Source organism: Roseibium sp. MMSF_3412 (genome assembly GCF_030733265.1).
In the GTDB taxonomy this organism is placed as follows: domain Bacteria; phylum Pseudomonadota; class Alphaproteobacteria; order Rhizobiales; family Stappiaceae; genus Roseibium.
This window is the reverse complement of the sequence record NZ_JASHJI010000006.1, coordinates 141780-163366: the sequence shown is the minus strand read 5'-3', so window position 1 is coordinate 163366 and position 21587 is coordinate 141780. Positions and strand designations below refer to the sequence as shown.

General features: G+C 60.0%; 18 protein-coding genes. 13 read left to right on the top strand and 5 right to left on the bottom strand.

The features are described 5' to 3' along the window. Nucleotides 1-29 precede the first annotated feature (29 nt). Entirely contained in the window at nt 30-983 is a 954-nt protein-coding gene (locus RBB49_RS13100) for a 2-hydroxyacid dehydrogenase (protein WP_306143255.1), read from the bottom strand. Between the two features lie 306 nt (nt 984-1289). Between RBB49_RS13100 and ettA the strand changes: the two genes are divergently transcribed. Both ettA and RBB49_RS13090 read left to right on the top strand, forming a co-directional pair. After that, nucleotides 1290-2939 carry an energy-dependent translational throttle protein EttA gene (ettA, locus tag RBB49_RS13095; RefSeq protein ID WP_306143254.1) on the top strand — a complete coding sequence of 550 codons (1650 nt, stop codon included), beginning with the start codon at nt 1290-1292 and terminating at the stop codon, nt 2937-2939. 68 nt (nt 2940-3007) lie between these two features. Continuing rightward, nucleotides 3008-3973 carry an endonuclease/exonuclease/phosphatase family protein gene (locus RBB49_RS13090; RefSeq protein ID WP_306143253.1) on the top strand — a complete coding sequence of 322 codons (966 nt, stop codon included), beginning with the start codon at nt 3008-3010 and terminating at the stop codon, nt 3971-3973. A 568-nt stretch (nt 3974-4541) separates the two neighbouring features. Here the strand turns inward: RBB49_RS13090 and RBB49_RS13085 are convergent. After that, complete coding sequence (locus RBB49_RS13085) at nt 4542-4847, bottom strand: DUF2834 domain-containing protein (protein ID WP_306143252.1); 306 nt, start codon at nt 4845-4847, stop codon at nt 4542-4544. Nucleotides 4848-5017: 170 nt separating this feature from the next. On the opposite strand from RBB49_RS13085, the gene RBB49_RS13080 reads away from it, so the two are divergent. The 4 genes from RBB49_RS13080 (at nt 5018) to RBB49_RS13065 (ending at nt 9670) form a co-directional block, all read left to right on the top strand. Then, complete coding sequence (locus RBB49_RS13080) at nt 5018-7135, top strand: FUSC family protein (RefSeq protein WP_306143422.1); 2118 nt, start codon at nt 5018-5020, stop codon at nt 7133-7135. 148 nt (nt 7136-7283) lie between these two features. Next, nucleotides 7284-8111: a hypothetical protein gene (locus RBB49_RS13075; protein ID WP_306143251.1), complete on the top strand. Its 828-nt coding sequence runs from the start codon at nt 7284-7286 to the stop codon at nt 8109-8111. A 158-nt stretch (nt 8112-8269) separates the two neighbouring features. Then, nucleotides 8270-8887, top strand: coding sequence for a molybdenum cofactor sulfurase (locus RBB49_RS13070; RefSeq protein WP_306143249.1), 618 nt, complete (start codon nt 8270-8272; stop codon nt 8885-8887). 390 nt (nt 8888-9277) lie between these two features. Then, the gene (locus RBB49_RS13065) at nt 9278-9670 is read left to right on the top strand and encodes a RidA family protein (protein WP_306143247.1); all 393 of its coding nucleotides are present in this window, start codon (nt 9278-9280) and stop codon (nt 9668-9670) included. Between the two features lie 10 nt (nt 9671-9680). Here RBB49_RS13065 and RBB49_RS13060 read toward each other — a convergent pair whose 3' ends face one another. After that, nucleotides 9681-9995, bottom strand: a complete 315-nt coding sequence (locus RBB49_RS13060) for a DUF2293 domain-containing protein (RefSeq protein WP_306143246.1) — start codon at nt 9993-9995, stop codon at nt 9681-9683. Between the two features lie 45 nt (nt 9996-10040). Continuing rightward, nucleotides 10041-12041: a bifunctional diguanylate cyclase/phosphodiesterase gene (locus RBB49_RS13055; protein WP_306143245.1), complete on the bottom strand. Its 2001-nt coding sequence runs from the start codon at nt 12039-12041 to the stop codon at nt 10041-10043. A 364-nt stretch (nt 12042-12405) separates the two neighbouring features. Here RBB49_RS13055 and RBB49_RS13050 point away from each other — a divergent pair, with 364 nt between their 5' ends. Beyond that, nucleotides 12406-13038: a metalloregulator ArsR/SmtB family transcription factor gene (locus RBB49_RS13050; RefSeq protein WP_306143421.1), complete on the top strand. Its 633-nt coding sequence runs from the start codon at nt 12406-12408 to the stop codon at nt 13036-13038. A gap of 133 nt (nt 13039-13171) precedes the next feature. Beyond that, nucleotides 13172-15052 carry an ABC transporter ATP-binding protein gene (locus tag RBB49_RS13045; protein WP_306143244.1) on the top strand — a complete coding sequence of 627 codons (1881 nt, stop codon included), beginning with the start codon at nt 13172-13174 and terminating at the stop codon, nt 15050-15052. Between the two features lie 45 nt (nt 15053-15097). Here the strand turns inward: RBB49_RS13045 and RBB49_RS13040 are convergent, their stop codons facing one another. Further along, entirely contained in the window at nt 15098-16198 is a 1101-nt protein-coding gene (locus tag RBB49_RS13040) for a hypothetical protein (protein WP_306143243.1), read from the bottom strand. A gap of 215 nt (nt 16199-16413) precedes the next feature. Here RBB49_RS13040 and RBB49_RS13035 point away from each other — a divergent pair, with 215 nt between their 5' ends. The 5 genes from RBB49_RS13035 (at nt 16414) to RBB49_RS13015 (ending at nt 21553) form a co-directional block, all read left to right on the top strand. After that, complete coding sequence (locus tag RBB49_RS13035) at nt 16414-17259, top strand: helix-turn-helix domain-containing protein (protein ID WP_306143242.1); 846 nt, start codon at nt 16414-16416, stop codon at nt 17257-17259. Nucleotides 17260-17528: 269 nt separating this feature from the next. Further along, on the top strand, nt 17529-18035 hold the full coding sequence (locus tag RBB49_RS13030) for a hypothetical protein (protein ID WP_306143241.1): 507 nt from the start codon (nt 17529-17531) through the stop codon (nt 18033-18035). Between the two features lie 150 nt (nt 18036-18185). Next, the gene (locus RBB49_RS13025; RefSeq protein WP_306143240.1) at nt 18186-18869 is read left to right on the top strand and encodes a PspA/IM30 family protein; all 684 of its coding nucleotides are present in this window, start codon (nt 18186-18188) and stop codon (nt 18867-18869) included. Nucleotides 18870-18871: 2 nt separating this feature from the next. Next, nucleotides 18872-19630, top strand: a complete 759-nt coding sequence (locus tag RBB49_RS13020; protein ID WP_306143239.1) for a YqiJ family protein — start codon at nt 18872-18874, stop codon at nt 19628-19630. A gap of 51 nt (nt 19631-19681) precedes the next feature. After that, the gene (locus RBB49_RS13015; RefSeq protein ID WP_306143238.1) at nt 19682-21553 is read left to right on the top strand and encodes a flotillin family protein; all 1872 of its coding nucleotides are present in this window, start codon (nt 19682-19684) and stop codon (nt 21551-21553) included. Nucleotides 21554-21587 lie beyond the last annotated feature (34 nt).

Here is a 21587-nt window from a genome sequence, read left to right as displayed (position 1 = left end):
GCCGGGGTGTGTCCTCCGGCGCGTGACTGTTACTTCATTTCCGGAACCGCCGTCAGCGGTTTGCCGGTTTCAAACCAGCTTTTCAGATTGTCGACCACGAGCTGGCCCATGGCGTTGCGGGTTGCCTGCGACGCCGAGCCGACATGGGGCAGCAGCGTGACGCGGGGCAGTTTCATCAGCCGCTCCGGCGTGCACGGCTCCTGTTCGAAGACATCCAGTCCGGCCCCGTAGATCGTGCCGCTTTCCAGCGCATCGGCAAGGGCCGCCTCATCGATCACCGACCCCCGGCCGATATTGATGACGATGCCGTTGGGGCCAAGCGCTGAGAGCACCTCCGCGTTGACCGCATGCTGGGTTTCCGCACCGCCCGGCGCAACCACCATAAGCGTGTCGCAGGCCTCCGCCAGCGAGACAAGGCTGGCGTGATAGGGATAGTCGACCCCGGCCTGCTGCGAACGGCCGTAATAGGCGATCTTGAGCCCGAAGCTCTCGGCGCGCTTCGCGATCGCCTTGCCGATGCGCCCGAGGCCGAAAATGCCGAGCGTGCGACCCTGAAGCGTTGCCTGGCTGAGCGGATAACCGCCCTTTTTCGTCCAGTTGCCGTCCCTGAGCCAGGTTTCGGCCTGTCCAAGTTCGCGCACCGTCATGATCATCAGGCCAATGGCCGTATCCGCCACCTCGTCCGTCAACACATCGGGCGTATGCGTGACCATCACCTTCGCCCTGAGGCAGGCATCGGTATCCACATGGTCGTAGCCGACGCCGAAGCTGGAGACGATCTCAAGGTTCGGGAACTTCGCCAGAAACGCGTCGTTGACCTCCGCCCATGAGAGCGCGATGCCACGGACCTTCGGGCCAACCTCGGCAAGCATGGCGTCCGGATCCTCCGCTGCATGGAGCCGGTGCACGGTGAAGGCCTCGTCCAGTTGCTCCTCGACCACGGGAAGCATGGGTTTGGTCATGAGAATATCTGGTTTTTGCATGGGGTATCCGGCGGGAAGGAAGCATTGAGATGCGTTGTTTCAACCGCCGGACTTTACAAGAAATCGCGCCTCAGGAAAGAGGAAAAGCGAGGAGTAAGGCTTCATCATCCAATGCCAACCCGGTTGGCGATGCGTTGCAAGCTTAATGTGGCGATTGCACTGTTCCCGCAGCGAAGTTTGCGCCATTCTGGAAATGACGCCAATTGAATATTTCCCCCCATTGCCCCCGGCGCGCATTTCCCCTAAAAGACGCGGCAGAATTCCTAAGAATCCCGTCAGTTTTCGAAAGTGGAGAAGCGGAGCCCCATGGCGCGCCAGTTCATCTATCACATGCATGGCCTCTCCAAGGCCTATAACGACAAGAAAGTCCTCGACAACATCCATCTCTCCTTCTACCCGGACGCCAAGATCGGCATTCTGGGCCCGAACGGGGCGGGCAAGTCGACGCTTCTGAAGATCATGGCCGGCATCGACAAGGAATATTCCGGCGAAGCCTGGGCCGCCGAGGGCGCCAAGGTCGGTTACCTGCCACAGGAGCCGCAGCTCGACAATTCCAAGACGGTCATGGAAAACGTCATGGAAGGTGTTGCCCATAAGCAGGCCAAGCTCGACCGCTACAACGAGCTGATGATGGACTATTCGGACGAGACCGCTGACGAAGCCGCATCGCTTCAGGACGAGATCGACGCCCAGGATTTGTGGAACCTGGAAAGCCAGGTTGAAATGGCGATGGAAGCCCTGCGCTGCCCGCCGTCCAACAGCGCCGTAGACAACCTGTCCGGCGGTGAGCGCCGCCGCGTGGCGCTGTGCAAGCTGCTCCTGTCGGAGCCGGATCTGCTTCTGCTCGACGAACCGACCAACCACCTGGACGCGGAAACCGTTCACTGGCTGGAGCGTCACCTGCGCGAGTTCAAGGGCTCCGTCCTGATCATCACCCACGATCGCTACTTCCTCGACAACGTCACCGGCTGGATCCTGGAACTCGACCGGGGCCAGGGCATTCCCTACGAGGGCAACTACTCGGTCTATCTGGAAAAGAAGACCAAGCGCATGGAGCAGGAAGGCCGCGAGAACATGGCCCGCTCCAAGGCGATTGCCCGCGAGCGCGAGTGGATGGGCATGAGCCCGAAAGGCCGCCAGACCAAGTCCAAGGCCCGTATCCGTGCCTATCAGGATCTCGTCGCCATGCAGGAGGAGCGTCAGCCCTCCATCGAGCAGATCCTCATTCCTGTGGGCGAGCGTCTCGGGGCCAACGTCATCGACCTGGAAGGCGTCTCCAAGGGCTTCGGCGACCGCCTTCTGATCGAGGATCTCTCCTTCAAGCTGCCGCGCGGCGGTATCGTTGGCGTGATCGGCCCGAACGGTGCCGGCAAGTCGACGCTCTTCAAGATGTTGACAGGGCAGGAAAAGCCGGACGGCGGCAATGTCACCATCGGCGACAGCGTCCAGCTCGGCTATGTCGACCAGTCACGCGATGCGCTCGACCCGGACAAGACCGTCTGGGAAGAAATCTCCGGCGGCGCCGAGGTGATCTATCTCGACGACAAGGAAATCAACTCCCGCGCCTATTGCTCGTCCTTCAACTTCAAGGGCCCGGCGCAGCAGGCCAAGGTCGGCGACCTCTCCGGTGGTCAGCGCAACCGCGTTCACCTGGCGAAGGTCCTGAAAAAGGGCGCCAACGTTCTCCTGCTCGATGAGCCGACCAACGACCTCGACACCGAGACGCTGGCGGCCCTGGAAGATGCGCTGGAAAACTACGCCGGCTGCGCCGTGGTCATCAGCCACGATCGCATGTTCCTCGACCGTCTGGCCACGCACATGCTCGCCTTTGAGGGCGACAGCCACGTTGAGTGGTTCGAAGGCAACTTCGAGGACTACGAAAAGGACAAGGTCCGCCGCCTCGGCGCCCACGCCGCCGACCCGCGCCGGATCAAGTACAAGCCGCTGACGCGCTGAGAAATTTGCACAAAAAATGCTGAAAGGGTGGTCAATGGACTGCCCTTTTTGCATTTATGCGTCGTTGCATGACTTCGTTTGAAAGATTTGTTTGTCTGGGGCTTCTGGCCTGTGCGTGCGCAAGCGCCGGATCCGCTCTGGCGCATGTCGGATGGCCTCTTGACCTGTTGGCCCAATTCCAGGCCCAGACCGCTCTTTTGGCTGCCGTATTGCTCGTTCTGCTATGCGCGCTCCGGAGACGGGCGCTCGCTCTTCTGGCCGCTGTGCTTTGCGCCTTCTCCGTCTGGAAAATGGATATCTTGAGTGGCGTGCGCTTTGCCGAAGCGTCCACGTCCGATGGCGCCGGTCTCAAGGTGGTCGCCGCAAACCTCTTTGGCAGACCCGGCGCGCTCGATCGCCTGGCAGAGGCCCACAGCCGCGAAGCATTCGATATTCTGGTCCTGACGGAATTGCCGGTCCTGTCAGCCGATGCGCTTCTCTCCAGGTTTCCGGAAATGAAGCACATAGCCGGTTCGCCGCGGCAGGCGCGTTTCGGCCGGCCGAGCGCCGTCATCCTGTCCCGCTCAGCACCGCGCAGCGTTGAAATTTTAGGGGTCCACAGGAACAGGCACGCAATCTCGAAGGCAAAATACTGCCTTGAGAACCAGCCGTCCTGCCTGAGCGTTTTTGCGATACATCCACTTCCACCGATCAGCCCAGATCACTACAAGCGTCAGAAGACAATCCTCGAAGCGGTCGCCCGCGAGCTTGACGAGACCAAGGGCGCTGCACTGGTTGCAGGAGACTTCAACGCGGTCTCCTGGTCGCCTCTCATGACAGCGTTTCAGGTTCAGGGCGGCGTCCGGAAAGTTGCGTGCGGTGCGCGCTGGAGCCCGACATGGCTTGCCCCGGTACCTGGTGTCGGCCTGGAGCTGGATCATATCTTCATCAAGGGCGCGGTAGGGGCGAAGACGTGCAGGCTCGGTTCGTTTCTGTGGTCGGATCATTGGCCGATCATGTCGGAGCTGATACTCACCGGACCCGGTGCTGACTGAGATGTCAGCCGAAACAGGGATCGGTCTGTCCGAACGGCATTTATTTGCGTCATCCCGGACGCAGCGGAGCGGAGATCCGGGATCGGAGAGCCGGAAGCAAGTCTGTTCAACGGCAACGCCGGGTTCTCCGGTTCCGCCCCGCGTCCCGGTTGGCCGGAGCGACGATGGTGGGCATTGAGCCGCGCACGTCTAAAACCTCATCCTGAGGAAGCGCGCAGCGCTGTCTCGCAGGAATTGCCGAGACTGCCGCCGATCCTTCGAGACAGGCCTGCGGCCTTCCTCAGGATGAGGCTGAGTATCTACAATGTTACGTTTGGAAGCGGCTGTGCCAATGCGCAATCTTCCCCCTCCGTCATCGCCGGACTTGATCCGGCACTCCATGCCCTTGCCTCTCGGCTCTGAAAGGCCGTGCGACCGGAAAGGCAGCGGCATGGATGCCATGGTCAGGCCATGGAACGACCCGCAACCTGCCTGATCGCGACGCTCACACTTATATCTGGAGACCCGATCAAGCCGCGCACCGGTTCCAAATCACAGACAAACAGGACAATCACGCAAGGAGGAAGAGCTACTTTTCACCCTCCCGCAGCCACAGGTAAAGCGGCAGGGCAAGCGACAGGCCGACGAGCCAGACCGCGGGGATCGTGAGCCACCAGCCGCGCACACCGGCTGCACGCGCATCGTGCCACGACCAGATCCAGAAGACGGCGCAGCAGATCAGAAGGTCGGCTGCAAATCCGCCAGCCGGTTTCGTTGCAAAAATCATGGCAACAAACAGTGGCAGGTCGATCCCGTTTTCAAGGATAAAGCCGCCAAAGAAGATCCAGGGCACGACAGTCCCGGCGACAGCGGCTGCAAGGTAAAGTGTTTTCATGTCGTTTTCTCTCTATGCCGATCTTGAACAACACAACGGCAAAACCGGAAACGTCTCAATTCCCCTGGAAGGAATACGCGATCGCCAAAGGCTTGCGGCGCGAGGCTTTTGCTTTACGGCAGTATGAGATCAAGGGCATTCTTCGAAATGAAATCAGATCCTTGGCGAAAGTGATTCAAGTTCAGCCGATGCTTCAAGCCGTTTCCCGCATCCTGTCCCGCATCTATCGATACGACCCGGGCGCCTTGCGTCTGGTACGGGGACTGCACCTGACGCTGGCCGTTGTCATTGCCGGTCTGGTCGCCGGCCACCTCGGCCATCTTGCGCAGGGCGTGCCGGACTTTGCCCTGGCCGTTATCTGCGCCTCGGCGGCCGCGCATGTGCTGATGTTCACCCCGGTTTCCGTCAAGACGCGCGAACTTGGCGAGCTTGTGCGCTTTGGCTTGGTATTGACCGGTCTGGCCGCCTTGGGGGCCCTGATCGGTGTGGTGTCCGGCGCCAGGGCCCCCCTTGTTCTCCAAGTGATCTGGATCGGGGTGATCGCACTCGGATTCGCACTGGACGGGCTTGGTCCGTTCTGGCTGCGGGCAGGGCGGATGATCTCGATATTCTGGCTGTTCGTGATCATGTCCAGCACGCCACATTCGCCGGGTCTCTGGCTGCCGCTCACGACCGCACTGGGGGTTGCAATAGCAGGTCTTGTCCGGATCGGGCTGTGGCGACCTTCGGTGCGCAAAACCTATGAACGGGTCGAGGCCGCCAACCGCGAGGCGATTGCGGGCTATCTTGAGCGCGCCGCCAGCACCGGCACGCGCAGCGAAAAAGCGAGCAGGGCCGCGCTCCACGATCTTGCCGGGCTGCGCGCCGAACTCGAATTGACGGCGGAGCTTGCGGCGGCGCAAGGAAAACTGCGCGGCCTTTCCGCCGAGGCCGTGGCGATGATGCGATTGGCGCTGGAGGTGGTTCGCAACGCCGTTGAAGCGCTCTCTGACGACAGGCGCAGGGATCTACTGGCCAGTGAAGCCTTCCAGTCGTCCCTGAAGGAGGTTTTGCGGCGGGTTCGAACCGGTAAGGACAAAGAGGGCGTGAGTCGGCCCGACCTGGAGTGGGCGCGCGGCAGCAGCAGAGGCGGCAGGAAGGACACGTTCCAGGTTCTCCGTATTGCGCAGGCCTTCGACCGGTTGTGGCACCTTGCCGAAGGCGATGATGTGATCGAGGCATCGGCGCGTGGCGCGTCCGAAAACGTGAAGGCGTCCGGTTTTTGGAGCCGGATTTCCTGGCGGCTTTCCTTGCAGGCAAGTGTAGCCGCAGCCGTCGGGTACGGTATCGGCCATGTCTTGCAGCTTGGCCACGCCTACTGGATCACGATCACCGTCATCGTGGTTCTTTGCAGCAGCCTCGGCGCGACGATCCACAAGACGGTGCAGCGGACCGCGGGGACGCTTGCCGGGTTCGTCGTGGCGCTGCTGCTGGAACCGCTGCTTTCGCAGGTGCCGGAGTTCAGGCTGTTCCTGATCGTGGCTCTGCTGCCGCCGATCATCATCCTGTTCGAACGCAACTACGGCATCGCCGTCGGCATTATCAGTTTCCTGGTTCTGATCGGGCTGGAAGCATTGACCGGCCTGCCGGTCTCCGAGTTCTGGGAGCGGCTCTATGATACGCTGATCGGAGCCGGCGCCGGTCTTGCCGCCGCCTGGCTGTTGTTCCCGCGGCGCAGCGGCGAGGGTGTGAAGGGTCTGGCGAGCGCCTACCTGGTCTCATGCAAGGACTTTCTGCGCGCGGATGAAGGCACACCGGCATCGGATCAGGCCGCGTATTCGCAGCTGAAGGACAAGGCCCGGGAACTGATTTCCGCCGCGCAGAACTACCGTGCGGAGCAGATCCCCTGGGCCTCAAGCGCGCGCACAAGCGGAGATCTTGATGTGCTTGTGATTGTTCTGGCCGACTATGTCATCCTCTACAGGCAGGCCCGCACCGCCGTTCAGACAGAAACAGACGAAAGGCGGAAGGACCCGTCGGTCGGAGATCTACTGGACCGCATGGACAAACGTGTGTTGCAGGAATTCGATACGGTATTGCAGAACCGGGCGCAGCAGACCGTGCCCGGCCTGGCGGAAGAGTGGCTCGCCGCCATGCCCGAGCCGGAATCGGCCGACATCGGCCTCATGACGGATTGGGTCGCAACGCTCTACTATGCCCGTAAGGTCGTGCGCTGCCTGCAAGGCCTGCGGCAGGAACACATCTGGAGTTCGACTTCGGACCTGGCTGAAGCGGCACCGGATACCTGAGACTTACCAATTCTTAATTTCAAAGCCACTTTCCGGCTGCAATTGACGACGAAGACTGTGTTTCATGTCACAATTTCAACCGGCGCTTTGTGCAAGATTTGACTGTCAGCAATCGGGCACCCCGCTTGGCCCGGAGGAGGAAGACCAAATGCAATTCAAAAAATTTCCGCGCGGCTTCACGGTCTGCGCCGGCCTGTTGGCTATGTTCGCTGCCGGAGCGGCAAGCGCGCAGTCAATGCAGCCGGTCAACGCCGATCCGACACCGCCGCCAGCCTATGACTTCGTTCAGCAGGCGGGCGCGATGTCCTACGACGGCACGTCCCTGACACTTTCCGACGCCAACTCGGGTGTCCTGTTTTTCTCAGACCGGCCCTACCGCGTCGGCGGTCAGATCTCGAATGCCGATTTCGCTGACTACTGGAACACAGATGACGGTTTCAAGGGCGATCCGCCCAACGCGGTTGTCTCGGTGCTGGGCGAAACCGGAAAGGCACCTGCTCTGGTTGAATTGACGTCGGCCAAATCCGACGGGTCGTCGATGGTCTATGGCGTGACGGTGCTGCGTGGCGACCTGCCGGAAACCGCAACGGGTGTTGCGCTGTTCATTGACCGGAGCGCCCGTCAACCGCGCCACCATCATGGCAGGGCAACGGCAACGGCTCCCGGATCGGTCGGTTTCGAGCCCTACGGGCCCTATTGCTATCACTCACCACAGGACCCGCGCTGCCGCGCGTGGCACCATCCCTATCACCCGTATCACCCTTACTATCCGCCGTATCACCCGTACTACCCGCCCTATGGGCCTTACTATCATCCGGGTGCCTATGCTGCCGGTGTGGCAACCGGCGCTGCGATCGCCAACGCGGCGAACCAGCCGACCTACTACTACTATCCGATCCCGACCGGTCCATTGCCGCCCAACTGCTGGATCAACTCGCAGCACACGCAGATGGTGTGCACTGTGAAACTCCAGTAACCGGAGAAACTTGGTGAAGGGCCCGCACATTGCTGCGGGCCTTTTGTTTGCCCGCACCGTCAAAGATCAACACGTTTGATGCGTCGATCAATTTGATTTGCTGGTGTCTTTGTTCTGCCGGGCTTACATCTCCCGATGCCACAAGACAGGAGCAGACCATGACAGACCAGCCCGCATTGATCCCGGAAGAGTTCCGGATTGCACCGAAATTCAAGGTGGACGGGAAGGTCGAGGGCGTTTTCCGGACCGCGTCGCCGGACGATTTCCAGACAACGGCTGCTGAAAGCCTCGAACTGACCTTTGAGGGTGTTCCGGGAGACAGGCACGCAGGGTTCACCCGCAAATCCGGGGGGAGGGAACCCTGGTACGAGCGCGGCACTGAGATGTGCAACGAGCGCCAGGTATCGATCCTGGCGGTGGATGAACTTTGTGAAGTCGCCCGCAGAATGGAGATTGACGATCTGAAGTCTGAATGGATCGGCGGCAATATCCTTGTTTCCGCAATTGCGAACCTGACCCGGGTTCCGCCGCGCACCAGGCTCGTCTTCGAAGGTGGAACGGTGATCCGCGTCGACGGCGACAACGCCCCCTGCCGCTTTGCTGGTGCGGCGATTGCCGCCAATTATCCCGATCGTGAAGGCCTTGACCTTTTGTTCCCAAAGGTGGCGCGCGGATTGCGCGGGCTGGTCGGTTATGTCGAAAAACCAGGTGTGATCAAACCCGGTGAGACGGTGACGGCGCACATCCCCGAACAGTGGATTTACCCGCGCACGTAAAGCGTTGGCGTTTCTCCGATCAATCTGGTCCATTTGACCGGAAAAAGTTCTGGAGCTTTTTCCGACCAATTCGGATGAATTGACCGAGGCTCTTTTTCGCGCTGGCGAGACGGTTCGCCCGCCGCGGTGTTTCCCGCCGCAAGGGTGGATCAACGATGCCAGAGCGAAAAAGGGCCCGGCCAACTTTAATTTTTTTCGCTTGAACGCGTCCCGGAACGGGTGAGAATATCCAGCCCATCGGCTGCGTTGCACCTCTTGCACGATGCACCGCATCGCGCTTCGTGACCCGCCTAGCCGAGTGAACCGGATATCCTCATCAAATGATCCAAATTGGTCGGAAAAAGCTCCAGTCTGGCTCCGGTTCGAGACTGAGAATCACCGGAGACCTTCATGCTTCCAATTCATCACATGGTTGGCGACGCGCCCCAGCCCGTCGCCCCGTTTTCGCATGCCGTCGAGGCCGACGGCTGGGTTTATGTCACCGGTCAGATGCCAACCTTTCCGGACGACCCGGAAGCGCCCCTGCCGGACGGCATCGAAGCGCAGACACGCCGGGTTATGGAGAATCTGAAGATCGTCTTGGCGGGCGTCGGTCTCGGTCTTGAGAACGTTGTCTTCGCACGCGTTTATCTCACTGATTTCAAACGTGACTATGCGAAAATGAACGAGACATACCGGTCGTTCTTCCCGCCCGACAGGCTGCCGGGGCGCACCTGCGTGGGTGTTTCAGGCCTCGCGGTGGACGCGCTTGTTGAAATCGATCTGGTCGTCAAAAGGCCATAGGATACATTCCCTAAGCCTCGTCTCCCTCGCCGGTGACTTGCCTGGTGCAGCCCCAGCCGCTGAGGATGTCGTTCATGGTCTGGACAACGAAATAGCGGGCCGCATCCCGCTCATAGCCTTCGTCGAGCAAGGTGTCGTACTCGGTCAGCTCATGCCGGATGTGACTGGTGGTCGCCTGCCAGAGCGCGATCGACGGCGGCAGATGGCGCAGATGCCCGGCAAGGGCAATGCCGAGTATTGCTTCCGCATCACTCATGGGAATCCTGGGCGCGAGCGTGCGCAGGGCCTTGCGCATCTCCTTCTGCCGCTTTGTGCCGCCGCTCAAGAATGGATCTCCCGGTGATCGCCGACAGTGAGAACGGCCGCGCGGTCAGGCGCTGGACAGTCTCAGTTCTTCCATGCCGTCCGCGCTGGAAAGGGACAGGCCTTCGACCGTACCGTTGGCACGGGCGCTTTCCATGATCCGGTCGAAAGGCAGCGGCGGCGCGAAGTGATAACCCTGCACCAGATTGCAGCGCAATGCCGACAAAAGCTCGAGCTGTGTCCGGTCCTCGACACCTTCCACGACACAGAGCATTTCCATCGAGCGGCAGAGATTAATGATGGACGTGATCACTCCGCTCGCCACCGGTTCGTGAATGCCGGCGACAAAGCTGCGGTCGACCTTGACGCAGTCGATCGGCAGGCGGTGAAGGTAGCCCAGGCTCGAATAACCGGTGCCGAAATCATCCAGAGCCAGTTTGACGCCTGCACCGCGCAGTGTCTGCAGGCACTCTTCGGCCACCTCGTAGCTGCCGATAACCGAGGTTTCAGTGATTTCGAAAGTGATCAGCCTTGGATTGACACCGTGGCGTTCGATGGCATCAAGCAGCGCATGAACGGTGACCGCCGACGTGATGTCCTGGGCGGACAGGTTGAAGGAGAGGCTGAGGTCTCCGGGCAGTTCTTTGATCTGGCGCACAGCCTTGTCGAAGAGCGACATGGTCAGGCGGTTGATCTGGCCTGTGCGTTCCGCAACCGCGATAAACCGGTCAGGGGGCACATTTTTCAGGACCGGGCTATGCCACCTTGCCAGGGCTTCGAACCCGACAACGGACTGGTCCGGCAGAGAAACGACAGGCTGGAAATAGACCTGAAACTCCGTGTCGAGGTCAGCCTTCTGCAAGGCCGTTTCGATGGCGCGTTCCGAACGGATCCGCGCCTCGTGCTCTTCGGAATAGACGGTCGTATGGCCGCGGGATGTTGTCTTGGAATTGTACAGCGCATAGTCGGAGCGGTCGAAGAGCGCATGTGCTGACTTGCCGGCTTCGGGATAGACCGCAATGCCACAGGATGCGCCGACCGTGAGCGTCAGGTCTCCGATCTTGTAGGGTTCGGTGATCAGGTCGCAAATCGCCTGGCCTGTCCCGGCTGCCTCATCGGTGTTGCCCTGGTAGAGGAAACCGAATTCGTCTCCGCCGAGCCGGCACACCTCGATGTTCCTTTCCGCGCCCAGTTTCTGGAGCCGGCTGCCGACCTCCATCAGAAGCTGGTCGCCGAGCTGGTGTCCGTATGTGTCGTTGATTGGCTTGAAACGGTCCAGATCGACCACGCCGACTGCGAATTTCGTTTCGTTTCCTTCAAGGTTTGCGATCAGGGTTTCGAGCCGGTTGAAGAAATAGCGGCGGTTCGGCAGGTCGGTAAGCGCATCGGTCTGGGCAAGGCGCGCGTTCTCCGCGTTCAGGCGTTCGGTTTCTTTCTGTTTGGCAGCGAGGTCGGACTGCGACTGCACGAGTTTGCAAAAGCCCCTGTAACCGCTGATGAGGACCTGCATAACGACAAGGCACACCAGAAAGATGTTCATCGCGATGGCGAAGTAAACGTCCTGATCCTGACCGATATAGTAGACCAGGTAGGGCACGGTAACGATGAACATCACGGCAAACGCAGCCTGAGGCAGGTTCATCAGGCAGAAAATGCATCCGATTACGGTGATGGCGATGAAAAGAGCCACGTGGCCGCGCTCTTCCGGGCCGCCATAGCCGTCAAGACTGAGCGACCAGGAAATGTAGATCACGGCCATCACGCTGCCCAGAATGACCGTCTGGCGCATCTTTCGAATGGCATCCTCGGGGCCGAGCGTGACATGCCGGGCGCGGATCCAGGCAACCATGCGAATGCTGGTCAGAATGAGCATCGGCACAAGGACACCGACCGTCAGGTAAACGGGAGCGACGTCGTAATGGGTGTACGCGACGGCAATCGCGTTCACCATGAGCAGCGCGTAAAGGGAGGGGATCTGGGTTTTCAGTTCATTGTACTGAGCTTGCGCGATTTCCGGATGGCGCGGATCAATCGACATCCACCTCAGAAAAACCCGGATCTTTTCCATCAACTCCTCCAACTGGACTATTCTTACCGGAAGAAGCTAAAAGAAAGGTTAGAACACCTACTTTTAGTTTAGATAAAAAGTTGGATTTGCTTCCGATTGTATTTCGTTAAGTCTCATAAAGCCACAATTGTTTCTTACGGCAACCTGTAAAACAGTTTTGCAGCACCGCCTTGCCTGGTCACATGTTGGCGGTTCTGCATTGTTTTTGAAAAGTCTCATGAAGTGCAGTGACTTATGCAGAGATGCAGAATCAAATTCGGAAGTGGTTGACTGTTGAAAATTGCATCTCTGTTTTCTCCATCAAAGCATTATGATTTGATAAGGGAACTATTTTTTAATGCGCCGCAAGCCCTATATTGATGCCATGGCCGACCGCACACGAACCCGTCTGTTAAACGCACTCAAGTCATCAGGTCCTCAAACGGCCGCCGATCTTGCGGGCGACCTGCGCGTGACATCGGTAGCGGTCCGGCAGCACCTTGACGGAATGTATGGCGAGGGACTGGTCGACTTCGAGGACGTCAAGGGCTCGGTCGGACGTCCAAAACGGGTTTGGGGTTTGACCGCCGCCGGGCACCAGCAGTTTCCCGACAGCCATTCGACCCTGATTGTAGGCTTGCTGGAAGGTCTGTCGGATCTCTACGGGAACGATGGCCTGGAAAGCCTGATTGCGCACCGGGAAGCAAAGGCAGGTAAGCTCTACAAGGACGCCATGCGCGGGACGACGGACCTGGGCAGCCGGGTGGAAGTGCTCGCGGACCTGCGCAGCCGGGAAGGATACATGGCGGAGGTCATACGCGAGGATGACGGTTTTCTGCTGGTCGAGAACCATTGTTCGATCTGCGCCGCAGCAACCGCCTGCCAGGGGTTCTGCCGGTCGGAACTCAGTCTGTTCAAGGATGTCCTTGGGTCGGACGCCACGGTTGAACGGATCGAGCATCTGCTTTCCGGTGACCGCCGGTGCATGTACAGGATCACACCGCGCGCGCGAAGGTGAAACGGTCAGGTAAACAGACTGGCACGCACGTGCGTGCGGGGCGACAAGGCTGGCCGGTGTTTGAAGATGGTTCCGGACAAGGTTTGCGTCCCGTGAACTGCCGGGCTTGGTTGACAATTCAGGAGGTGGAGACGTGGCTTTTGCCAGACCGATTTTTGCTGGCTTGATCGACCGTTACTTCCGTCCGTTCGAAACCCACTTGAAGCCGCTTGACCTGCCGGTCAGTCCGATGCCCGACCAGGGGCCGTTGAAACTGGTCTGGCATTTTGCCAGGATGTTCCGCCGGCAACTCGTCATCGTTTCCCTTCTGGCAATGATATCGTCGCTGCTCGGGCTTCTCGGGATCTGGGCGATCGCATTTGTTGTCGACGGCGTGACGGCAGAGGGAGCACGGGCATTCCTTCTCGGTCATATCTCGATCCTTGCCGCTTTCTTCTTTCTGTTCGTTATCGTCAGCCCGCTGGTCTTTCTGTTGCGTCAGACATTCGCGTTTCAGACGGTCCGTATCCTGTTGCCCGCTGCAATGCGCTGGCAGGCGCACAAGGCCGTCGAGATGCAGGATCTTGCCTTTTTCGAAGATACCTTCGCGGGGCAGGTTGCCTCGCGCATTGCCCAGGTGACGATGTCGGTCCATCGACAGATGATGCTGGCGATCGAGACGATCCCTTTTCTCATCATCCAGTTTGGCGGTTCGTTCCTGTTGCTCCTGGCGCTGGCCTGGCCCCTGGCCATTCCGGTTTTCTTCTGGATCGCGGCCAACTGTCTCGTCGCCTGGCTGGCAATCCCGACCTACATGCAGCGCTCCGCCAAGGTCGCCGCGGCCAACTCCCGTGCCACGGGGGCCATGACCGATGTCTATTCCAACATCGCCATGGTGAAGCTGTTCGCGGCGGAGGATTCAGAGGCAGGCGCGATCCGCAAAGTGATCGGCGAAACGATCGATACCAGGCACAGCGAAAACCGCTCTTACATCCTGACCGACAGCAGCGTCTATTTCCTCAACGTGCTCCTGATGCTGGCCGTTGTTGTCATCGGCTTCTGGGGATTGGTTGGCGGCTGGGTCACGCTTGGCGACTTCGTCGCGGGACTGACGGTGACCAGGTCGCTGTCGGCGGCATCCTCCAACTTCATAAGCGTTGGTCAGTCCATCACCAGCACGCTGGGCACCATCAAGGACGCGATGCCGATCATGACCAGCCGGCCAGAGATCAAGGACGAGGAGGGTGCCGGTGAACTGACCGTGACAAAGGGGCAGATCCGCTTCGACGCTGTCTCGTTTGCCTACCAAAAGGACCGCAAACCGGTTCTTGAGAATTTCAACCTCACCATCGCGCCTGGAGAGCGGGTCGGCCTCGTCGGCCTGTCGGGCGCGGGAAAGTCGACGGTCATCTCGCTGTTGATGCGGCTCCGGGATGTTTCGAGCGGCAGCATCACCATCGATGATCAGGACATCAGGGATGTCACGCAGGAATCGCTGCGCAGGCAGATCGGGGTCGTCACCCAGGACATCTCTCTGCTCAACCGGTCGATCCGCGACAACATTCGCTACGGAAAACCGACAGCCAGCGATGCCGAGGTGATGACTGCGGCAAGGGCCTCCGAGGCCGAGGCTTTCATTGCAGAGCAAAAGGACAGCAAGGATCGGACTGGCCTCGACGCGCATGTCGGCGACAGGGGCGTGAAACTGTCGGGCGGTCAACGACAACGGATCACGATCGCCAGGGTCCTTCTGAAGGATGCACCGGTCCTGATCCTTGACGAAGCCACATCCGCGCTCGACAGCGAGGCAGAACTCGCCATTCAGCAAAATCTTGCAACGATGATGGAAGGCAGAACCACGCTTGCCGTCGCGCACCGCTTGTCGACCATTGCGGCAATGGACAGGCTCCTGGTCATGGATGGCGGCAGGATCATCGAGGAGGGCAGCCACCGTGATTTGCTGTCGCGCGGTGGCCTCTATGCTGCGCTTTGGGAGCGCCAGTCCGGCGGCTTCCTGGCACATGCCGCCGAATAGGCGACCTTGTCAGCGTAGTTTGGCCCCACCCCCTTTGCCGCCCGCTTAGCCCGGTTTGCGGCGAAGGATAACTTTCAGATGCCACTGCTCAAGGGCGTAGGCCGTCGTTTTCTCACGGTAAAGTTCCTCGAACCGCCTGAAGAATTCGTCTTCGAGCCACGTCGTGTCTTTGCCTTCCCCAAGCGTCGGTTCGAATAACCCGGTCCGCAGGGAACTTGCCGCAAAGGCTTTGGTATACCCAGCGTATTCTTTGGCGTATTCCGCAGGACTATCGACGTGCGACGAAAAAACGTCGCCGCCGCCCTCTACACCAACGACATCAATCGTGTCGACATCGTAGAGATCGGCAAGGCCCGATCCGTCTTCAAAGGGTTCTCGGGCTTCAGACGCCGTGAGGAACCAAAGTCCGAAAACGAATTTGTCGGCAACGCTGCGGTCGAGCAGGCCTTCTTCGGCCATAGAAACCGTCACGGCCTGCATCGCGCGATAGATACCGCGTCCGGAAGCCGCCGTGTCGTTGATTTCACCGGCCTCCGGAACGGCACCGATTGTCGAAACGAACAGAAACCCGCCCGGATGAAGTTCTTCGGCGCGCAGGTGCAAAAACCGGGTCCAGTCGTCCTTTGCCTTTTGCCACATCACGTGCCGCGCGTCGCCGGTCAGATCAGCAAACCAGAGCGTGTTAGGGGCGTTGAGGTGTGCGGTCGATCTGAGCCAGTGGCTCGCGAAGAAGCAGGTGCCCAGAGACACCGAGCTATCCGGAACCAAGCGCTCATAAAAGGAACCGACAGCCGCTGAAACGAGGGGCGGGTGCGCGCGGTTCAGATAACCGTTCTTCCCGGTGGCAAGACCCATGAGCGTATTCCAGTCATTGCCGGGCTGGTCTGCGTGACAGACGGAAACAGATTTTTGCGGTTTCAGTGTGCTCCAGGTGTCAAGTGCCGGCCGCACGGTCTCGATGGCGCTTTGTCCCGGACCGCATCCGTAATCGGTAAAATTCAGGTCGAACGGGAGATCTGCAACGCGACGGGCAAGGTCTGCGATGACAGCCGAGTTGCCGAGTGCGTGTTCTTTTTGGGCAAGTGAGTTGGCGTCATAATCGACCATCCCTTCGGTTGAAGGCGTTGTTTCGTCATTTTCCGGCATCTCAAATCCCCCAATTTGCCCGGTAGCAGTGGCCAACGGAGCCGCGATCAGGATTGCTTACTTTGACGGCGGCGTGAAGACCTCAATCCGGTTGCGTGAAGACGGGGCTGGTGCAAGGGGAATACCGGCAGAAAGCGTGAAGAGAACATTCGAAAGATGCGGACTTTGTTCAACGTTCTGTTGATTTCCCGAAATCCGGCGGACAATACTCACCCATGGACAAGCGAGAACGCGCAGAACTCTTCCGCGAGCGGCTTTCGGATGCCATCCGCAGCCGCGACATGAACCGCAGCGATCTGGCGCGCGGTGCAAACCTGGATCGGTCCACGGTGTCTCAGCTCCTGTCGGAGGAGGCTCCGCGTCTGCCGAACGGCCAGGCACTGGCATCGATCTCGTCGGCACTGGGCGTGTCCGCGGACTGGCTCCTCGGCCTGTCGACACACCGGGGTGCGGCAGCGGAGATCCTTGATCAGGCGGTTCAGATTGCCGAAACCGACCGGCATCCGGTCGACGAGCATCTTCTGGCCTGGTACCGCGACGCCGTCGGGGCGAAGATCCGTCACGTTCCGGCAAACCTTCCCGACGTTCTGAAGACGGACGCGGTGCTGGCCTATGAATATGCCGGCGAAACCCTGCGCACCGCGGATCAGGCCATTACCGGCACGCGGGACCAGCGCGCTCTGCTTGGCCGCGCGGAGTCCGATATGGAGATCGCGCTTTCCAAGGAAGCCCTCGAAGCGTTTGCGCGCGGCGAGGGGCTCTGGTCCGGTCTTTCCTCCGATGAACGCAGGGAGCAGCTTGAGGTAATGGGAAAGAGCCTCTCGGATCTCTATCCCTCCTTGCGCCTGCATCTGTTTGGCGCGACGGACCGCTATTCTTCGCCCTTCACCGTCTTTGGTCAGAAGTGGGCGGCGCTCTATCTGGGTCAACGCTATCTCGCCTTTTCCAACACCCGCCACATTCAGCTTTTCGCCAGCCATTTCGACGACCTTGTCAGGCATGCTGTCGTCAGGTCGCACGAGGCAGGTGCGTTCGTGTCGCGTCTTTCCGAGGATGTCTGAGCAGCCGACACACCACCATTTCCACGATTTCGCCTGACATCAGATAAGGACAATTTTCAGATGCGCGGTGGAGGCTCTACGCCGTTCCGGCAGCCGTGCTTTGGCTGGATATCCCGTATTTCGATACGCGGTTTGCCCTCAAAATCTTCTTGAACCTGATGCGTGCAGTCGCCAGATCTACATCTGATGGTCGATTTTTCTTGACAATCGAAAACGTATGTGTACATATGTAAACATAATGAGACAAACGAAGACAATTGGTAGCGCCCATGCCGAAGAGTATTCCGATCAGTGTCAGGCTCAGCGATGACGACGTCGCATTTCTTGCCGGCTACGAGGTTCAGGGGGCGCGAACCCCGAGCGACAAGATGCGCGAAATCCTGAAAGCGGCACGCGAGCGTGAAGAAGGTGTTCAGGACGTGGCGGCTTGTGAAGACCTGCTTCGCTCGATGGTCCGGCCTGCCGAACGGGGCTTGCGGCAATTGCAGAGGGAAACCGGAATTAGGTCCGACCTTGTCATGAAACTGTATGAGCGATTGCCCGAAATGCTGGCAGAGCTCATCGCGTCGGCACCCGGGCCTGAGCAGGGCGAGCAGGATCTGGTAAAGTTCGAAGCGGCCTTGTCCGCAGAATTGTTTTCCGTGATCGAGGAAATTTTCGACCTCGGACTGACGACGCCGAGCCGGACCTACGATCCGGGCCTGATGGACAGGCGGCTGGAGCCGATCCTTGAAGTTGCACGCCTGCTGCAACAAAGGCGCGCCGCTCGGAATTGAACGAAGTTTTTTGGAATTTGGGCGCAGCAGGAGCGGGAGGAAGTGCCGATGCGGCGCGCCATGGACTTTGCGTGCGCCGGAAGGCCCGGTGCGCTGGATGAATTGGTTCTTGATTTTGTTGAAGAAAACGAACGGAAAGGAAGGATAAGGATGGCAGAAGGTCTTGTGGCGCGCGTAACGCGCTTGGTCTCCGGCGGTGTGAACCAGTTGGTGGACTCCATTGAAAACACTTCCCCCGAAACCGTGATGGCGGAGGCGATCCGTGAAGTCGACCGGGCGGTCGACCAGGTTCGCGACGAATTGGCCGGTGTTCTGGCGAACAAGCATCTTGCCAACACGCGGCTGGGGGAAACAACCTCGCGTCATGAGGAGCTGCAGGGTCAGATCGCCCTCGCGGTCAAGGAGGGGCGTGATGATCTCGCCGAGGCGGCGATCGCACGTCAGCTCGATCTCGAAGTTCAGATCCCGGTGCTGGAATCCGCTGTCGCTGATGCCAGCCGCGAGGAGAAGGAACTGGAGGGATACATAGGCGCGCTTCAGGCGCGCAAGCGGGAAATGCAGGCCGAGCTTGAAAATTTCCGCCGGTCCCAGCAGCAAAGCGCATCGGATGGTGCTGCCTCGGGCGCATCTGCGCCCAAGGACAGCGTCGAGGGCAAGACACGCAAGGCGGAAGAAGCCTTTGACCGTGTCATGCAGAGCGCGACCGGTTTGCCGGGGATGCAGACAGCCGACAGGGCTGACGCGACCAAACTTGCCGAGCTTGAGGATCTGGCGCGCAAGAACAGGGTTTCAGAACGCCTTGCAGCATTGAAGGCGTCGGCGAAAGACGGTTGAACATGATCGAGTTCATCCTAGCCGGGCCGAACACGCCTTTTGCGGTCGCTCTTGGCCTGATGATTGCGATCGCGCTTGCTGAAGGTGTGGGCACGCTCATGGGACTGGGTTTGTCGAGCATGATCGACAGCCTGCTCCCGGAAGTGGACCTGCCGGACGCGGACCTCCCCGAAATCGACGCGCCGGACTTCGATGCGGACATCCAGGGAGGCGCGCTGCCGGGAGATCTGGACACGGTCGCCGCCGGAACGGACGTTGCCGGACCGGGGCAGGGGCTCTTCAGCCAGATACTCGGCTGGCTCTGTTTCGGCAGGGTGCCGGCGCTGATCATCCTGGTGCTCTTTCTCACCGGATTTGGCCTCGTCGGCTACGTGCTCCAGGGTCTGGTGCAATCGGTGAGCGGTTTCCTGCTACCGGGTATCCTGGCATCGGCCGGAGCGTTTGCAGGAGCCTTGCCATTCACGCGGGTGACTGCGCTTGGGTTGTCGAAAGTGATGCCCAAGGACGAGAGCGACGCCGTCTCCCGGCAGACCTTCGTCGGCAAACCGGCCGTCATCGTACAGGGGCACGCCAGGCGGGGACTTCCTGCGCAGGCACGCCTCAGCGATCCGACCGGGCAGTCGCACTACGTGCTGGTCGAGCCGGACGTCGAGGGCGAGGTGCTTGAACAGGGGGCGGACATCATCATCGTCCGTCAGCAGGGATCGCACTTCACCGCGATCAGGAACACCAACGCGACTTTGACCGGCGCCGACGGCTGATGCCGGCGCCGGGCACTCAATTTTCAACAAAGACAAAGGGAGTTGTAAGTTATGGACCAACTCATAACCATTTTGATTCTTGTCGGTATCGGCTTTGTTGCCCTGCTGGCCATTGGTTTGATCATTTCCAGGCTCTACCGCAGGTCGTCGAAGGAAGTCTCTTTCGTGCGGACCGGTTTCGGCGGCCAGCGCGTGATCATGAATGGCGGAACGCTCGTGCTTCCGGTCTTGCACGACGTCATTCCCGTCAACATGAACACTTTGCGCCTTGAAGTGCGCCGTTCGAATGACCAGGCCCTGATCACCAGGGACCGTATGCGCGTGGATGTTCTTGCGGAATTCTACGTCCGCGTACAGCCGACCATCGAATCCATCGCCAATGCCGCACAGACGTTGGGCCAGCGGACCATGAAACCGGAGGCTCTGCGCGAACTGGTCGAAGGCAAGTTTGTCGACGCCCTGCGTGCGGTTGCCGCCGAAATGGCGATGGAAGAACTGCATGAGCAGCGCGTGAATTTCGTCCAGAAGGTGCAGGCTGCCGTGTCTGAAGACATCCTGAAGAACGGTCTCGAGCTTGAGTCGGTGTCTCTCACCGGCCTGGACCAGACCAACCGGGAATACTTCAACCCGGAAAATGCCTTCGATGCCGAAGGTCTGACCAAGCTCACCCAGGAGATCGAGGAGCGCCGCAAGAAGCGCAATGACATCGAACAGGAGACCGAGGTCCTGATCCAGCGCAAGAACCTTGAAGCGGAGCAGGAGCGCCTGCAGATCACCCGGGAGGAAGAATTTGCCAAGCTCGAGCAGCAGCGTGAAATCGAGATCCGCCGGGCGGAGCAATCCTCGCTGATTGCCAAGCAGCAGGCAGAGCGCGAGCGTGAGGCCGAAGAAGCCAAGATCCTGGCAAGCCAGAAGGTCAAGGAAAAGGACATTGAGTCCAACCAGGCCGTCACCGAGCGACAGATCGCGATGGACCAGCAGGTCCGTGAGCGGGAGATCTCCAAGGAGCGCACTGTCGAGGCAGCCAATGTCGACAAGCAGAAGCTGATCGAACTTGCCGAGCAGGATCGCGATATTGCCGTTGCCGCCAAGTCACGTGAAAAGTCCGAGGCGGAGGCCGAGGCAGACGAGGCAAGGGCAATTGCGGCACGTGCTGCAGAACAGGTTGCGACCGCGCGGGAAACCGAGGTGGCCGAGCGTGACAAGCAGATCGAACTGATCGAAGCCCGCAAGGCGGCCGAAATGGATGCGGTCGCGGTCACTGTCGGTGCGGAAGCCCAGAAGCAGGCGGCGGCAGACCACGCCGAGGCGGTCCGGATTTCGGCGGAAGCCGAAGCTGCAAAGCTCCGCATCGAAGCGCAGGGCTCCGCGGAGGCCGACAAGCTCCGGGCGGAAGCCGAGAAGGCTCTTTACGAGGTGGAAGCCGCCGGTCAGCGCGCGATCAACGAAGCGGCCAATCTGTTGTCGCCGGATCAGATTGCGATGCAGGTGCGTGTCAAGCTTCTGGAGCAGCTGCCTGAGATCATTGCTGAAAGCGTCAAGCCGATGGAGCAGATCGACGGCATCAAGATCATCCAGGTCGATGGCATGACCGGAGGTGCCGGTGGGGCCGCCGTCAGCGCGGCTCCGAACGGTAGCGGTGGTGGAAACCTCGCCGACCAGATGGTCTCGTCCGCACTGAAGTACCGCTCCCAGGCACCGCTTCTGGATGCCATGATGAAGGAAGTCGGTCTGGACGGGTCCGGTCTGGCGGGCCTCACCAACGGCTTGTCTGAGGCACCGGCCAAGGAAGCGGGCGCAGGTGAAACCGGCGAAACTTCAGGAGACGGAGTGGAACTGGCGATGCCTGCGGCTACACCCCCTGCCGCCCAGATTGCCGATACCGGCAAGGCGGAAAAGGGCAAAGACAAGCCGGCCTCCTGACAAGGGACGTCGCTCGCAGAAAGCATTGGCCCGG

What these genes read in the sequence shown, in the direction of transcription:
- RBB49_RS13100 (WP_306143255.1), bottom strand. Translation starts at nt 983, where the DNA reads ATGCAAAAACCAGATATTCTCATGACCAAACCCATGCTTCCCGTGGTC.
- ettA (WP_306143254.1), top strand. Translation starts at nt 1,290, where the DNA reads ATGGCGCGCCAGTTCATCTATCACATGCATGGCCTCTCCAAGGCCTAT.
- RBB49_RS13090 (WP_306143253.1), top strand. Translation starts at nt 3,008, where the DNA reads ATGACTTCGTTTGAAAGATTTGTTTGTCTGGGGCTTCTGGCCTGTGCG.
- RBB49_RS13085 (WP_306143252.1), bottom strand. Translation starts at nt 4,847, where the DNA reads ATGAAAACACTTTACCTTGCAGCCGCTGTCGCCGGGACTGTCGTGCCC.
- RBB49_RS13075 (WP_306143251.1), top strand. Translation starts at nt 7,284, where the DNA reads ATGCAATTCAAAAAATTTCCGCGCGGCTTCACGGTCTGCGCCGGCCTG.
- RBB49_RS13070 (WP_306143249.1), top strand. Translation starts at nt 8,270, where the DNA reads ATGACAGACCAGCCCGCATTGATCCCGGAAGAGTTCCGGATTGCACCG.
- RBB49_RS13065 (WP_306143247.1), top strand. Translation starts at nt 9,278, where the DNA reads ATGCTTCCAATTCATCACATGGTTGGCGACGCGCCCCAGCCCGTCGCC.
- RBB49_RS13055 (WP_306143245.1), bottom strand. Translation starts at nt 12,041, where the DNA reads ATGGAAAAGATCCGGGTTTTTCTGAGGTGGATGTCGATTGATCCGCGC.
- RBB49_RS13050 (WP_306143421.1), top strand. Translation starts at nt 12,406, where the DNA reads ATGGCCGACCGCACACGAACCCGTCTGTTAAACGCACTCAAGTCATCA.
- RBB49_RS13040 (WP_306143243.1), bottom strand. Translation starts at nt 16,198, where the DNA reads ATGCCGGAAAATGACGAAACAACGCCTTCAACCGAAGGGATGGTCGAT.
- RBB49_RS13035 (WP_306143242.1), top strand. Translation starts at nt 16,414, where the DNA reads ATGGACAAGCGAGAACGCGCAGAACTCTTCCGCGAGCGGCTTTCGGAT.
- RBB49_RS13030 (WP_306143241.1), top strand. Translation starts at nt 17,529, where the DNA reads ATGCCGAAGAGTATTCCGATCAGTGTCAGGCTCAGCGATGACGACGTC.
- RBB49_RS13025 (WP_306143240.1), top strand. Translation starts at nt 18,186, where the DNA reads ATGGCAGAAGGTCTTGTGGCGCGCGTAACGCGCTTGGTCTCCGGCGGT.
- RBB49_RS13020 (WP_306143239.1), top strand. Translation starts at nt 18,872, where the DNA reads ATGATCGAGTTCATCCTAGCCGGGCCGAACACGCCTTTTGCGGTCGCT.
- RBB49_RS13015 (WP_306143238.1), top strand. Translation starts at nt 19,682, where the DNA reads ATGGACCAACTCATAACCATTTTGATTCTTGTCGGTATCGGCTTTGTT.